Annotated in this window: 14 protein-coding genes; 2 read left to right on the top strand and 12 right to left on the bottom strand. The window is 62.3% G+C overall.

All coding sequences use genetic code 11. The annotated features are described in order from the left end of the window. Nucleotides 1–74: 74 nt before the first annotated feature. The 8 genes from FG381_RS08925 to tyrS form a co-directional block, all read right to left on the bottom strand. Nucleotides 75–1,166: an NADH:flavin oxidoreductase/NADH oxidase gene (locus FG381_RS08925; RefSeq protein ID WP_139688479.1), complete on the bottom strand. Its 1,092-nt coding sequence runs from the start codon at nucleotides 1,164–1,166 to the stop codon at nucleotides 75–77. 173 nt (nucleotides 1,167–1,339) lie between these two features. Further along, a complete protein-coding gene (locus FG381_RS08920) occupies nucleotides 1,340–1,957 on the bottom strand; it encodes a riboflavin synthase (RefSeq protein WP_139688478.1) in 618 nt (205 codons plus the stop codon). Between the two features lie 6 nt (nucleotides 1,958–1,963). Further along, a complete protein-coding gene (gene ribD, locus FG381_RS08915) occupies nucleotides 1,964–3,085 on the bottom strand; it encodes a bifunctional diaminohydroxyphosphoribosylaminopyrimidine deaminase/5-amino-6-(5-phosphoribosylamino)uracil reductase RibD (RefSeq protein WP_139688477.1) in 1,122 nt (373 codons plus the stop codon). After that, nucleotides 3,085–3,576 carry a transcriptional regulator NrdR gene (gene nrdR / locus FG381_RS08910; RefSeq protein ID WP_139688476.1) on the bottom strand — a complete coding sequence of 164 codons (492 nt, stop codon included), beginning with the start codon at nucleotides 3,574–3,576 and terminating at the stop codon, nucleotides 3,085–3,087. The genes ribD and nrdR overlap by 1 nt, the downstream gene beginning before the upstream one ends. A 221-nt stretch (nucleotides 3,577–3,797) precedes the next feature. After that, nucleotides 3,798–5,060, bottom strand: a complete 1,263-nt coding sequence (glyA, locus tag FG381_RS08905; protein ID WP_139688475.1) for a serine hydroxymethyltransferase — start codon at nucleotides 5,058–5,060, stop codon at nucleotides 3,798–3,800. Between the two features lie 59 nt (nucleotides 5,061–5,119). Further along, nucleotides 5,120–5,725 carry a YbhB/YbcL family Raf kinase inhibitor-like protein gene (locus FG381_RS08900; RefSeq protein WP_139688474.1) on the bottom strand — a complete coding sequence of 202 codons (606 nt, stop codon included), beginning with the start codon at nucleotides 5,723–5,725 and terminating at the stop codon, nucleotides 5,120–5,122. Nucleotides 5,726–5,752: 27 nt separating this feature from the next. Then, nucleotides 5,753–6,208: a D-aminoacyl-tRNA deacylase gene (dtd, locus tag FG381_RS08895; RefSeq protein WP_139688473.1), complete on the bottom strand. Its 456-nt coding sequence runs from the start codon at nucleotides 6,206–6,208 to the stop codon at nucleotides 5,753–5,755. After that, a complete protein-coding gene (tyrS, locus tag FG381_RS08890; protein WP_139688472.1) occupies nucleotides 6,205–7,476 on the bottom strand; it encodes a tyrosine--tRNA ligase in 1,272 nt (423 codons plus the stop codon). The genes dtd and tyrS overlap by 4 nt, the downstream gene beginning before the upstream one ends. 229 nt (nucleotides 7,477–7,705) lie before the next feature. On the opposite strand from tyrS, the gene FG381_RS08885 reads away from it, so the two are divergent. Both FG381_RS08885 and FG381_RS08880 read left to right on the top strand, forming a co-directional pair. Next, nucleotides 7,706–9,307, top strand: a complete 1,602-nt coding sequence (locus FG381_RS08885) for a M23 family metallopeptidase (protein WP_139688471.1) — start codon at nucleotides 7,706–7,708, stop codon at nucleotides 9,305–9,307. Next, a complete protein-coding gene (locus FG381_RS08880) occupies nucleotides 9,304–10,428 on the top strand; it encodes an anhydro-N-acetylmuramic acid kinase (RefSeq protein ID WP_139688470.1) in 1,125 nt (374 codons plus the stop codon). The genes FG381_RS08885 and FG381_RS08880 overlap by 4 nt, the downstream gene beginning before the upstream one ends. Nucleotides 10,429–10,529: 101 nt before the next feature. Here the strand turns inward: FG381_RS08880 and erpA are convergent, their stop codons facing one another. The 4 genes from erpA to FG381_RS08860 form a co-directional block, all read right to left on the bottom strand. After that, entirely contained in the window at nucleotides 10,530–10,925 is a 396-nt protein-coding gene (gene erpA / locus FG381_RS08875; protein WP_165697858.1) for an iron-sulfur cluster insertion protein ErpA, read from the bottom strand. Nucleotides 10,926–11,138: 213 nt separating this feature from the next. Continuing rightward, nucleotides 11,139–11,531: a 30S ribosomal protein S9 gene (gene rpsI / locus FG381_RS08870; RefSeq protein WP_139688469.1), complete on the bottom strand. Its 393-nt coding sequence runs from the start codon at nucleotides 11,529–11,531 to the stop codon at nucleotides 11,139–11,141. 15 nt (nucleotides 11,532–11,546) lie between these two features. After that, nucleotides 11,547–11,975 (bottom strand): 50S ribosomal protein L13, encoded by a 429-nt coding sequence (rplM, locus tag FG381_RS08865; protein ID WP_139688468.1) that lies wholly within the window; start codon nucleotides 11,973–11,975, stop codon nucleotides 11,547–11,549. Nucleotides 11,976–12,324: 349 nt separating this feature from the next. Continuing rightward, complete coding sequence (locus FG381_RS08860) at nucleotides 12,325–12,936, bottom strand: MarC family protein (RefSeq protein WP_139688467.1); 612 nt, start codon at nucleotides 12,934–12,936, stop codon at nucleotides 12,325–12,327. Nucleotides 12,937–12,967: the final 31 nt, after the last annotated feature.

Here is a 12,967-nt window from a genome sequence, read left to right as displayed (position 1 = left end):
CGCTCTTCATGGAGGAATTAGTAATTTTACCGCAGCGCCCGCAGGATAGCGGGCGCTTTCCCGGCACGGAAGCGTCAGTACGTGAGTCCGCGCAGATACTGCGGCGGCACGACGAGCTCGGGAACCTCCTTCACATGAAGCGCGCTCGCGGCGTGCCAGCCCCAGTGCGGGTCGTCGAGCATCGCGCGTCCGATATCGATCACGTCGGCCGCGCCTTCGCGCAGGAGCGTTTCGGCCTGCCAGGCGTCGCGGATGAGGCCGACCGCGAAGGTCGGCATGCCGGTCTCGGCCTTCACGCGGCTCGCAAAGGGCACCTGGTAGCCCGGCCCCACCGGAATGGGGGCATTTTCAATATTCCCGCCCGTGGAAACGTCGACAAAGTGAAGACCCTGCGTTTTCGCGAGCTTCACCAGCGCAACCGTGTCGTCGATCGTCCAGCCGTCGGGCACCCAGTCGGTCGCCGACACGCGAAGCCCCACGGCAACCTTGTCGCTCACATTGCTCTTTACGGAATTCATCACTTCGCGGGCAAAGCGCATGCGGTTCTCAAGCGCGCCGCCGTATTCGTCAATGCGGGTATTGGTGAGGGGCGAAAGGAACTGGTGAATGAGGTAGCCGTGGGCCATGTGGATTTCAATCCCGTCCACGCCGGCGCGCTCCGCGCGCTTGGCGGCGTCCCCGAAGGCATTCGCGACCCGCGCGCAGTCCTCAAACGAAAGCACGCGGGGCTTCGTATAGCGCTCGTTGAAGGGAATGGCCGAAGGGGCGCGCACGGGCCAGCCGCCGTCCATCGGCTCCACCGTCCTCGCCACGCCGTCCCAGGGCTTCGTTACGCTTGCCTTTCTTCCGGCGTGATTGAGCTGCACCATCACGCGGCAGGCGGGTTCGATTTCATGCATGAGGTCGACCAATTCCTTCAGGCCCGCCTCGCACTCATCCGACCAGAGGCCGAGGTCGGATTCCGTAATGCGCCCTTCGGGCGTCACGGCCATTGCTTCGATGCAGACGAGGCCGGCACCGGACGCCGCCAGATGACCGTAGTGCATCTTGTGAAAAAGCTGCGCCACGCCGCTCTTGGCGCTGTACATGCACATCGGCGGAACCGCAATGCGGTTGGGAATCGTCACCGGACCGAGCTCGATCGGCGTAAAAAGCATGGTATCCATAATTCTCTCCGTCCGTGCCTTCGAAAAAATGGAAGGACGGAATTCCTCCGGACGTTGAAATAAGAAAACGCGCCTCCGGGGCCGGGGATGACATCCACGGCCGCGCCGGACGCGCGCTTCAAAAGAGTCTCGCGAGCTTCTTCCTCTGAAAGAAGCGTCTTCTAGACGTCGTCTTAGAAAAGAGCGTCGTCATCCTTGAGCGACATTATGCGCTCGACATAGCGCGCAATAGTGTCGATCTCAACGTTTACGTAGCTCTGCGCCTTGAGGTGCTTCAAGGTTGTGACTTCGACGGTGTGCGGAATCAGATTGATCGTGACGAGCGTATCGAGCGCCGTATCCTCGACCTTATTGATGGTGAGGGACACGCCGTTGATCGTGATCGATCCCTTGTAGGCGACATAGGGCGAAAGCATGCGGGGCACGCGCACGACGAGCTTCCAGGATTCCGCCACGGGCTCCATCGATTCGACCTGCCCCACGCCGTCGACGTGGCCGCTCACGATGTGGCCGTCGAGACGATCGGACAAGCGCATCGCCTTTTCGAGATTTACTTCGCCGAAGGTGTCGAGCCCGGTCGTCTTTGAGAGGCTTTCGGCCGAAACGTCGATCTTGAATTCGCGCTCGCTCACCTCGACCACCGTCATGCAGGCGCCGTTCACGGCGATCGAGTCGCCCACGTGCACTTCGTCGAGCCCGAGATCGGGCGCGAGGATCGTAAGGCGAACGCCGTCGCCGAGCTTTTCAGGTTCGCGAACCTTGCCGATAGCCTGAACAATACCGGTAAACATCTTGATTTATCTCCTCAGAAGAATTCGGATGTCGCCCCCGATCGGGGCAAGGGAATGAATGTGCCAGCGCAGCGCTTCACCGGGCGACTGCGGCTCCTTAATGACGGCCGGCGGGAGCCCCGCGCCGAAAAGACAGGGCGCCATGTAGACGAGAAGCTCGTCGGCGAGCCCCGCCTCAATGAAGGCGCCCGTGAGGCGGGGACCCGCCTCCACGTGAACTTCGTTCACCTCGCGGCGGGCGAGCTCAACCATGAGCCGCGCAAGGTCGACGCGTCCCGGGATTTCCGGATGCGGGATCCGGAGCACTTCGGCGCCGGCGGCTTCCAAAGCATCCCTGCGTTCGCGATGCTCCTCAGCCGAGACAAAGAGCACCCTGCCACCCGGAGAATGAAGAATCCTTGCCTGCGGGCTCGTCTCGAGCCGCGGATCCACAACCACGCGCAGAGGCTGCCGGATCTGGTCCTCAAGCCTCACGTTCATCTGCGGGTCGTCGGCGCGCACGGTCCCGGCGCCGGTAACAACAGCGCCCGAACGGCCGCGCCAGAGCTGCACGTCGGCGCGGGCGGCCTCGCCCGTAATCCATTTCGAGCGTCCGTCGGGAAGCGCTGTCCGCCCGTCCAACGTAACGGCCGTCTTCACGCGCACCCAGGGGGTGCCGCGGGTCATGCGCGCGAGAAAGCTCACATTGACTTCCTTCGCTTCCTTTTCGCGCACGCCGAGCTCAACCTCGACGCCGGCCTCCTCGAGCATCCTCAGACCCCGCCCGCAAACCTTCGGGTTCGGGTCGCCGGTCGCCGCCACCACGCGCGCCACCTTCGCCTGGATCAGCGCAAGCGCGCAGGGGGGCGTGCGCCCCCAGTGCGAACAGGGCTCGAGCGTCACGTAGACGGTAGCGCCCTCCACATTTTCTCCGCGCGCCTCAGCGTCCCGGAGCGCCATGATTTCAGCGTGAGGGCCGCCCGTCTGCTGGGTGCTTCCGGCGCCGATCAGACGCCCGTCCTTCACGATCACCGCACCCACGGAAGGGTTGGGAGGCGAGAGCCGCCAGGCTTTCTTCGCCTCGTCGAGCGCAAAGTCCATCCAGGCTTCGTCCGTCTTCAGGCGAAGCGCTTTTTCCGTTTGAGTCATCACGCTTTCTCCGCAGCGTCCTGAGCCTCGCCGTGTCCGCTCTCATGGAGCGCCCGCTCAATCATCTCGGCAAACGCCTTGGGGTCGCTGATGTTGAGGTAGACGGACGCAAAGCGGATCCAGGCAATGATGTCAATGCCGCGAAGCTCCTCAAGCACGAGCTCCCCCACGCGGCTCGAGCGGATTTCGCGCTCGCCCGTGCCGGACATCTTGCGCTCGATCGCGTCCACCGCAGTATCAATGCGTTCGGACGAGACCGGGCGCTTCCTCAGCGCAAGCGCCATGGAGCTTCTCAGCTTCTCGCGGCTGTATTCGGCGCGGCCGCCTCCTTTCTTCACGATCCAGGGCATGGCGAGCGAAATGCGCTCGAAAGTTGTGAAGCGCTTGCCGCAGCTCTGGCACTGACGCCGGCGCCGGATCACGAGCCCGGACTCCGGCGTGCGGGAATCCACAACACTCGTCTGATTGTGCTGACAGAAAGGACAACGCATGAAAACCTCATACTCCGGATAAGGATGGGAGAAGGGAAAAGAAGGTTATCCGGTCATTTTAGCGGACCCGCCGTCCCGAATTTAAGCTTGAAGACACATCTGATAGCAAAAAGGCTTTCGGAAGGACCAGATCCTGTGCCGAAAGCCTTAAAAAAACGATGCGGATTTCTTAAGCACGCCGCAGGCGCTCCAAAGAATCCGCTCGAGGCGATTTTTTGGGATTATTCGCCGTAAACCGGGAACTGCGCGGTGAGCTTCGCCACTTCCACGCGGACGCGGTCAAGGACGGCCTGATCCTCAGGGGCCTCAAGCACGTCGACGATGAGGTTGGCGGTCAGGCGCGCCTCGTCTTCCCTGAAGCCGCGGGTCGTCATTGCGGGCGAGCCGAGTCGGATGCCCGACGTGACGAAGGGCTTTTCCGGATCATTCGGGATGGCGTTCTTGTTGACCGTGATGCCGACGGAATGAAGCACCGTTTCGGCGGCCTTCCCCGTGATGTGAAGGGGCCTCAGGTCGACGAGCATCACATGGCTTTCGGTGCCGCCCGACACGATGCGCAGCCCCCGGTGCATGAGCTGCTCGGCCATGACCGCCGCATTCTTCACGACCTGCTCCTGATAGGCCTTGAATTCCGGCGTGAGCGCTTCGCCCAACGCCACGGCCTTCGCGGCGATGACGTGCATGAGGGGACCGCCCTGCATGCCCGGGAAGACCGCGGAGTTGATCTTCTTTTCAAGGTCGGGACGCACGAAGATCATGCCGCCGCGCGGACCGCGCAGCGTCTTGTGGGTGGTCGTGGTCACAATGTCGGCGTGTCCGAAAGGCGTCGGGTAGACGCCCGCGGCGATGAGGCCCGCATAGTGCGCCATGTCGACCATCAGGAGAGCGCCGACCTCATGCGCAATTTCCGCAAAGCGCTTGAAGTCGATCCGCTTCGAATAGGCCGATGCCCCGGTCACGATGAGCTTGGGCTTATTTTCCTTCGCGAGACGCTCGACCTCGTCCATGTCGATTTCCTCGGCTTCGTTCAGGCCGTAAGGAACGCAATGGAAGTACTTGCCGGAGAAGTTGAGGTGCATGCCGTGCGTGAGGTGGCCGCCGTCTGCGAGCGAAAGCCCCATGAACGTGTCGCCCGGCTGAAGGAGCCCGAAGAAGACGGCGGAATTGGCCTGCGCGCCCGAATGCGGCTGCACGTTCACAGCCATTTCCACGCCGGCGGGCTCGCAGAAGAGCTTCTTCGCGCGCTCGATGGCGAGGCGCTCAACCTCGTCGACGAATTCGCAGCCGCCGTAATAGCGCTTTCCGGGATAGCCTTCCGCGTACTTGTTGGTGAGGCAGCTTCCCTGAGCAGCCATCACCGCCGGAGAGGCATAGTTTTCGCTGGCGATAAGCTCGATATTCTGTTCCTGGCGGCGCGCTTCGGCGTCAATCCACTGCCACAGATCCGGATCCGCCTTGGCGGGGCTGTCGGTTGTCTTGAACATTTCTATTGCTGTTCCTGAATATTGGGGTGATGGGAGAGCGGCTCAGGCGTCTGAATGCCTCAGGCGCCGCGCAGACGGGGATTCAGTGTATATCTTCCGACGAGTTCCGCAGTGGCAAGGACGTGTCCTTTCATGCGGTCCTCGACATCCTTCCAGGTAAAGGTCCTGGGCAGGCCTTCGAGATGCGCGACGTCGAGCGCCGCGACCTGGAAGCGGTAATAGTGGCGGCGGGCATCAAAGAAGGGCGGGCAGGGACCGTCGTAGCCCGTGCCGACGCTTCCGGGCTCAGGCACCGTGCCGCGGCTGTAGTCGTTGATGCCGGGGAGACCGAACTTCTTCGGCGTCTTCACGCCGTGGCGCAGAGCGCCTTCGGGAAATTCCGTCGTCTCGGGAGCAACGTCCGCCTGCACCCAGTGCACGAAGCGGCGCCGGATCTGACCGGCAGGAATTTCTCCGGCATGATCCCTTTCCTCAAGGTTCGTAGGCACGTCGTCATCGAGGCACGCCACCACGAAGGACTTGGTGCCTTCCGGGGCGTCCGTCCAGGCGAGATGGGGATTAAGGTTCTCGCTTGCGACCGTTTTCCCGCCCTCGCCGAGACGCCCGTAAGCGCAGCGCTCGGGAATCATTTCACCTTCGGAAAAGGTATGAGATTGAAGCTCCATAACGGCCTCCTATCGAAAAAAACGAAACTAGAACTTGAGCCAGAAGGTCGCAGGCCCGTCATTGACGAGCGCGACGAGCATATGGGCGCCGAAGGATCCGGTCTCAACGGGAAGACCTTCTCCCCGGAGCGCTTCGACATAGCGAAGATAGGACTTCTCGGCCTCCTCGGGCGCGGCGCCTTTTGAGAAGCTCGGGCGATTGCCGCTCATGCAGTCCGCGGCGAGCGTGAACTGCGAAACGGCAAGAACGCCGCCGCCCACATCCTTTACGGAAAGATTCATGCGGCCCGCCTCATCCTCGAAAACGCGAAGGCGAGCGGTCTTTCGAGCGGCCTTCCCGATCGTCTCCTCGGTGTCGCCCGCTTCGGCGCAGACAAAGGCAAGAAAGCCTCTCCCCACGCTGCCGAGCTTCTCGTCGGGCGCGCCTGCTTCGCCCCTCCGGTCGACGCGGGCTTCTCTCACGCGCTGCAGCAGAAGAATCATTTCTCAGCGACCACGGTGACGCGCGCCCAGCGGCGCTTGCCTACCTGAAGAACCATCGGCTCGCCCGGCGTGAAGCGCAGCGTCCGGTCCTTCACCTGTTCGCCGTTGATGCGCACGCCCCCCTGGTCGACATTGCGCCCGGCCTCCGCATTGGAAGGCGCAAGCCCCGCAGCGCGGATCATCTGCAGGATGCCGATTCCGCCCTCGGGCGCCGCAACCTCAACGTCGGGGATGTCATTGGGAACCGCTCCCTTCTGGAAGCGCGCATTGAATTCCTTTTCGGCTTCGTCGGCCGCCCGGGCGCTGTGGAAGCGCTCGACGATTTCTCGCGCAAGGAGCACCTTCGCGTCGCGCGGATTGCGGCCTTCGGCGCATTCCTTCTTAAGCTGCGCGATCTCGTCGTTGCCCTTCAGAGAAAGAAGGTCGTACCAGTTCCACATGAGATCGTCGGAAATCGACATGACCTTGCCGAACATATCGTTCGGCGCATCCGTGATGCCGATGTAGTTCTTCTTGCTCTTGCTCATCTTCACGACGCCGTCGAGGCCAACGAGAAGCGGCATCGTGAGAATGCACTGCGGCTCCTGGCCGTACTGGCGCTGAAGTTCGCGGCCAACGAGGAGGTTGAAGCGCTGGTCGGAGCCGCCGAGCTCAAGGTCGGCCTTGAGCGCCACCGAGTCGTAGCCCTGCATGAGGGGGTAGAGCAGCTCATGCATCGCAATCGGAAGCTCTTCCTTAAAGCGCTTCGCGAAGTCGTCGCGCTCAAGAAGGCGCGCGAGGGTGTAGCGGCTCGCGAGCTGAATGAGGCCCGCTGCGCCGAGCGCATTGCTCCATTCCGAGTTGTAGCGGACTTCCGTTTTGTCGAGGTCGAGAATGTAGCCCGCCTGATTGAGGTAGGTCTGGGCATTCTCTTCAATCTGCTCGCGCGAAAGCGGCGGACGGGTCGTGTTGCGCCCCGACGGATCGCCGATCGCGGCGGTGAAGTCGCCCACGAGGAAGATCACCGTGTGGCCGAGATCCTGAAGCTGGCGGAGCTTATTGAGCACCACCGTGTGGCCGATATGAATGTCGGGCGCCGTCGGGTCGAGGCCGAGCTTGCAGCGTAAGGGCGTGCCCGTCGCTTTCGAGCGGGCGAGCTTCTGCTCGAACTCAGACTGAATGAGGAAGGTGTCCGTTCCGCGGGCAATGGTCGCCATGGCTTCGCGGATGTCGTCCGTTACGGGAAAGCGTTCGGGCCCCTTCTTTTCGGGCGCAGTTTCTTGTGTCATTTTGTATTCGAGGAAAACAGGGTTTCTGGCAGTGAGAAATCGGGCGAGGCGGCCATCCGGTCCCGGAAGCCCCCGCATGAGGAGGAGAAAGCGCGCTCAGGCGCTTTCGTCCGGGGCGGCCGCCCTGTCATGATCGATAATCGGAAAACTTTAGCAGGTTGCGCCGCGAGGCGTCTAAAATCCAAGATTCACCTGAATTTATTATTTTATTTCTCCTCAGACTTTTCTGATGCCGGCTCCGTCTCTCGTTGCCAACGTGCTCTGCGCGTTCGGCCGTGCCGCACTTCTCTCGTCGCGCACGAGGCTCATCCGCCTCGGTCTGCGCCCGGATGAAGCCAAACCCCGGGCGCTTGCGCTCGGTCTTCTTCTTGTCGGCACCGGCCTCGCCGCGGGACTTCTGTCTGCGCTCGGCCCGGCGCTCGCGCCTTCGCCCGTGCGAGCCGAAACCCTCTCGATCGACGTGAAGGCCCCGGACCTGACTCCCGAGATTGCAGAACTCGCGCGCCTGGGCGCCTACACGCCCCGACACTACGATGTGGAACCCGGAGACACCCTGATTTCGCTCTTCGCGCATCTCGGCATCCATGATCCGCAGGCGCTTTCCTTCTTTGATGCAGCGCCCCACCTTGAGCCCTTTCTTGCGCTTCAGCCCGGGCAGCACATCACGGCGGGCGTAGCGGATTCGGGCGAGCTCGAATTCCTGCGCCTCTATCTTGACGGGCCGCGCCAGGCCGATTCGCGCACCATTGAAGTATCCCGCATCGGCCGGGAATTGATTTCCGACGTTCTTCCCTTCACCTTCTCCACCATGGACGCCCTGGTTTCAGGGGAAGCCAAAAACGGACTCAACGCCACGGCCAAATCGCTCAACATCCCTGAGAGCATCGCCGACCAGCTCCTTGCCGTCTGGGACGGCGCGGACGACCCGGTGGCGGCTTTGAAGCCCGGCGCCACCCTCCGTCTCGTCTTCGAGAAGAAATATGCCGACGGGCGCTTCGTCAGGGACGGCCAGCTCCTTGCCGCCCAGATCATCGACGATGCGGGCGTGCACGAAGCCTTCTGGTTTTCGGACGGCACTCACCCGGGGAGCTTCTATACGCTTGACGGCCGCTCCGCTTCCCAGACCTTCCTTCGCGTGCCGCTCGACATCAAGGACGTGAGTTCGGAATTCGCGCCCCTGAGGCGCCACCCGGTCACGGGAGTGCTCCGACCCCACAACGGCACGGATCTGCGCGCCCCCCAGGGCTCGCGCGTCCTCGCCGCCGCCGACGGGCGCGTGACGAAGGTCGCGTACGAAGCAAAGGGCTACGGCAACTACGTGCAGATCGACCACGGGCTCGGGCGCACGACGCTTTACGCCCACATGCGGCGCGTTCAGAAGGGAATCCGACCGGGCGTCCTCGTGAAGAAGGGCGAACTCATCGGCCTCGTCGGCCGCACGGGACTTGCAACCGGTCCGCACCTGCACTACGAACTCATGATCGACGGCGTGCAGATCAATCCGGCTACGGCCGACCTCCCCGACACGGAAAATCTCTCCGCCTATCAGCTCGCGCAGCTTCGCGCGCGGGTGCTCCCCATCCAGAAGATGTTTGAGGATGCGGCAAGAGAAGAGGGACTGCCCTCGCCCGAAAAGCTTCTCGCGGAAGCGCGCGAAAAGGAAGAGGCTCAGGCGGCGGCCGCCGCCCGGGACAATAAGGAAGACCTCTCGGACGAAGAAGCGCCCGCAGAAAACCAGGGCGAAGCCCCCAGTACGGGCGGGCGCGTGCGGCCGGTGGCGCTTGAAGAAGGGAAAGCCCGGGCAGAAAACCTCGGACGGAGCGGCAGATGATCACGATCGGCGTCATGTCGGGCACGAGCCTTGACGGCGCAGACGCCGTCATCGCGTCCTTTCGGGAGGATGAAAAGGCTCCCATGGCAACTCTCGGACGCGCTTATCTCCCGATGCCCGGGGAACTCCGCGAGGAATTGAAGGCGCTCGCGCTCGGCACGACGAACGAAATCGAGCGCGCGGGCGACGCTTCGGTGGCGCTCGCCGATCTTTATGCCGCCGTCATCGAAAAGGTCCTTCAGGCATCCGGCATCCGGCGCGAGGAAGTCGCCGCCGTAGGGCTCCACGGACAGACCATCCGCCACCGCCCCGAGCGGGGATTCACCCTGCAGCTCAACCACCCGGCCCGGGTCGCCGAACTCACCGGCATCGACGTCGTCGCCGACTTTCGCTCGCGCGATGTGGCCGCGGGCGGCGAAGGCGCCCCTCTTGTTCCCGCCTTTCATGCCGGGATTTTCCGGGGAACTTCCCCTGCAGCCGCACTCAATATCGGCGGCATTGCCAATCTCACGCTCATCCCGCCCGAAGGGAGCGAAGCGCCCGTGCTCGGATTTGATACGGGACCGGGCAATATGCTCCTTGACGCCTGGATGGAAAAATGCACCGGCTTCGCCTACGACGCAGAAGGCGCCTTTTCGGCCGGAGGCTCCGTCATTCCGGAGCTCCTCTCCCGGTTCATGAGCGATCCTTATTTCGCGCGTCCCGCCCCGAAGTCGACCGGCCGCGAACGGTTTTCCCCCGCCTGGCTTCAGGAACGCCTTGCCGCAGCCGGGGAAACAAAGGCCGATCCGCGGGATGTCGCCGCGACCCTCACGGAACTCACGGCAAAAACCATTGCAGAAGCGCTCGCGGGGACGGAACCCGAAGCCCGAGAGCTCTATGTCTGCGGCGGGGGAGCCCTCAACCCCTTCCTGATGAAGCGGCTCGCCGCAGCCGTTTGCGAAGCGATGCCCGGCTGTGCCGTCCTCAGCTCCAAAGCGCGCGGGCTGGACCCCATGGAGGTCGAGGGCGCAGCCTTCGCGTGGCTCGCACGCGCTTTTCTCCTCAGGCTTCCCGGGAACCTTCCGGCCGTCACGCGGGCGAAGGGCCCGAGGATTCTGGGCGCGCTCTACCCGGCCTGACGCAGAGAATGCGTTCTTAAACGCCATTCAAAAAAAGCCGCCGGAAGCTCCATGCCTACGGCGGCTTTTCTGAATGCAGATTCAGCCTCAAGCTCGCGCGACTAAACGCTGAAGGACGAACCGCAGCCGCAGGTCGTCACCGCGTTCGGATTGTCGATCACGAACTGTTCGCCCGAAAGACCTTCCTTGTAGTCGATCTTGGCGCCCACCAGGTACTGGTAGCTCATCGAGTCAATGAGGAGCTTCACGCCGCCCTTTTCCATCACGGCATCGTCCTCGTTCTGAGTTTCATCGAACGTAAAGCCGTACTGGAAGCCCGCGCAGCCGCCGCCCTGGACGAAAACGCGCAGCTTGAGATTGGGATTGCCCTCTTCGTCCATCAGCTCCTTTACCTTTGCCACAGCAGCATCAGTAAAAGTGATCGGATCAGGCATCAGTTCCGGAACGGCCTCTTCCGTCTTGGGGTTCTGGGCCGTCGTCGTAGTCGCTTCGGTCATTCTTCTTAAATCCTATTGCTTCTCCGGGGTCCGGCTTCTTCAATGGGACTATCCGGAGATCTCTGAAGTCCCTCATCCTACACCAGTATCCGGCTCAGAGATAGGGTTAGCACCAAAGAAAAACCGCCCGGATCCCGCAGGATTGTCGGACGGTTCTTCTTTTCAAAGGCTCTCCCGAAAGAAAGTCTTTCGGGAAGAGCGCGCGGGAAGCAATTAGCGCTTGGAGAACTGCTTCGCGCGGCGGGCCTTGCGCAGACCAACCTTCTTGCGTTCCACTTCACGGGCATCGCGGGTAACGAGGCCGGCGTTGGAGAGAACGGACTTCAGGCCTTCATCGTAGTCGATGAGGGCGCGGGTGATGCCGTGACGGACAGCGCCGGCCTGACCGGACTCGCCGCCGCCGGCGACGTTCACCATGATGTCGAACGTTTCGACGTTTTCGGTGAGCTGAAGGGGCTGCATGACGATCATGCGGCCGGTTTCACGCTGGAAGTACTGTTCGAGCGGGCGGCCGTTGATAACGATCTTGCCGGTGCCGCGCTTGATGAACACGCGCGCGACGGAGCTCTTGCGACGGCCGGTGCCGTAGTTGTAGTTGCCGATCATCTTTTCAAGCCTCTATTAGAGATCCAGAACCTTGGGTTGCTGAGCCGTGTGCGGGTGTTCGGCGCCGGCGTAGATCTTGAGCTTCTTGATCATCGCATAGCCGAGCGGTCCCTTCGGAAGCATGCCCTTGACAGCGATTTCGAGGGCGCGGCCGGGGTGCTTTTCCTGCATTTCGCGGAAGGTCGTCTCATAGATGCCGCCGGGATAGCCCGTGTGGCGGTAGTACGTCTTCTTCGTCGCCTTTTCAGCGGAGAGGACGAGCTTGTCAGCGTTGATCACGACGATAAAGTCGCCCGTGTCGACGTGCGGAGTGAATTCGGGCTTGTGCTTGCCGCGCAGGCGCAGCGCGATTTCGCTGGCCAGACGGCCGAGCACCTTATCACTGGCATCGACCACGAACCAGTCGCGCTTAACCTCAAGCGGCTTGGCCGAGAAGGTCTTCATTGCGTTCACCTAATGGTTGCTTATGAGGAAATCCGTCCGCCCGATTCTGCTGCCGGATGGCGCCGACCGCAGAGTCTGCTGCTAGGCAGGGTGGCTTTCGCTCTGAAAATTGGATTCTTTAATGCGTCTCTCCATCTCCGGAACGGCGAAGCCGTGACGGCAGAGAAAACGCATGCATTCTTTGTCTTGCCCGGAAGTCCGTTAAGGGGCGGCGCCAGTGGAAACCGAAGATGGGGTAAGCAATCCGCCCGGACCTCTCGAGTCAAGGGAGCGGATTTTACTCAATTGGAAAGAGCGTGTCCACTCGTACGGGCGGTTTTTCTTCTGCTTCCCCGGGCGCCTCTTCGTCTCAGAGCCCGTGTTTGGGGAGCGACTCGAGGTAGGAGCTGAAGCCGCCGAGGAACATCTGCGTTGCCATCATGGCGAGGAGCAGCCCCGTGAGCCGCTCAAAGGCGAGCGTCAGCTTTTCGCCCATATGGCGCTCGAGCCAGTCGGCGGAGGCGAGAACGGCAAAGCTCGCCGCGCAGGTGATGAAGACGACGAGCCCCCACTCGAAGAGCCGGTCGGGCTGACTGGCCGCCAGCATCATGATGGTTGCAATGGTCGAGGGCCCTGCAATCGCCGGAATCGCGATCGGGACAATGTAGGGTTCGCCGCCCGGCGTTTCGCCGAAGACGCCTTCCTTGGTCGGGAACACCATGCGGATCGCCATCAGCATGACGATCACGGAGCCGCCGATCGAGAGCGCAGCGTCCGAGAGTCCGACCGCAGCGAGAAAGGGGCGGCCGAAAAACATCGCCAGAAGCAGCATTCCCATTGCGATCATGCATTCGCGAAAAAGCACGCGCACCCGCCGGTTGTTGGGCACGCCCTTCATGCAGCTGATCGTGATCGGAATATTGCCGAGCGGGTCTGCCATCAGCACCATCAGCATGAGGCCGCCCCAGAAGCTGTATTCCATAGCGCTATTCTTCCTCAAAAACCCGCTGAAA

Origin of the sequence: Sutterella faecalis (assembly GCF_006337085.1) — a bacterium.
GTDB classification, from domain to species: Bacteria; Pseudomonadota; Gammaproteobacteria; order Burkholderiales; family Burkholderiaceae_F; genus Sutterella; species Sutterella faecalis.
Note: the sequence above shows the minus strand (reverse complement) of the source record. Positions and strands in the feature narration are given on the sequence as shown.

What these genes read in the sequence shown, in the direction of transcription:
- FG381_RS08925 (WP_139688479.1), bottom strand. Translation starts at nt 1,166, where the DNA reads ATGGATACCATGCTTTTTACGCCGATCGAGCTCGGTCCGGTGACGATT.
- FG381_RS08920 (WP_139688478.1), bottom strand. Translation starts at nt 1,957, where the DNA reads ATGTTTACCGGTATTGTTCAGGCTATCGGCAAGGTTCGCGAACCTGAA.
- ribD (WP_139688477.1), bottom strand. Translation starts at nt 3,085, where the DNA reads ATGACTCAAACGGAAAAAGCGCTTCGCCTGAAGACGGACGAAGCCTGG.
- nrdR (WP_139688476.1), bottom strand. Translation starts at nt 3,576, where the DNA reads ATGCGTTGTCCTTTCTGTCAGCACAATCAGACGAGTGTTGTGGATTCC.
- glyA (WP_139688475.1), bottom strand. Translation starts at nt 5,060, where the DNA reads ATGTTCAAGACAACCGACAGCCCCGCCAAGGCGGATCCGGATCTGTGG.
- FG381_RS08900 (WP_139688474.1), bottom strand. Translation starts at nt 5,725, where the DNA reads ATGGAGCTTCAATCTCATACCTTTTCCGAAGGTGAAATGATTCCCGAG.
- dtd (WP_139688473.1), bottom strand. Translation starts at nt 6,208, where the DNA reads ATGATTCTTCTGCTGCAGCGCGTGAGAGAAGCCCGCGTCGACCGGAGG.
- tyrS (WP_139688472.1), bottom strand. Translation starts at nt 7,476, where the DNA reads ATGACACAAGAAACTGCGCCCGAAAAGAAGGGGCCCGAACGCTTTCCC.
- FG381_RS08885 (WP_139688471.1), top strand. Translation starts at nt 7,706, where the DNA reads ATGCCGGCTCCGTCTCTCGTTGCCAACGTGCTCTGCGCGTTCGGCCGT.
- FG381_RS08880 (WP_139688470.1), top strand. Translation starts at nt 9,304, where the DNA reads ATGATCACGATCGGCGTCATGTCGGGCACGAGCCTTGACGGCGCAGAC.
- erpA (WP_165697858.1), bottom strand. Translation starts at nt 10,925, where the DNA reads ATGACCGAAGCGACTACGACGACGGCCCAGAACCCCAAGACGGAAGAG.
- rpsI (WP_139688469.1), bottom strand. Translation starts at nt 11,531, where the DNA reads ATGATCGGCAACTACAACTACGGCACCGGCCGTCGCAAGAGCTCCGTC.
- rplM (WP_139688468.1), bottom strand. Translation starts at nt 11,975, where the DNA reads ATGAAGACCTTCTCGGCCAAGCCGCTTGAGGTTAAGCGCGACTGGTTC.
- FG381_RS08860 (WP_139688467.1), bottom strand. Translation starts at nt 12,936, where the DNA reads ATGGAATACAGCTTCTGGGGCGGCCTCATGCTGATGGTGCTGATGGCA.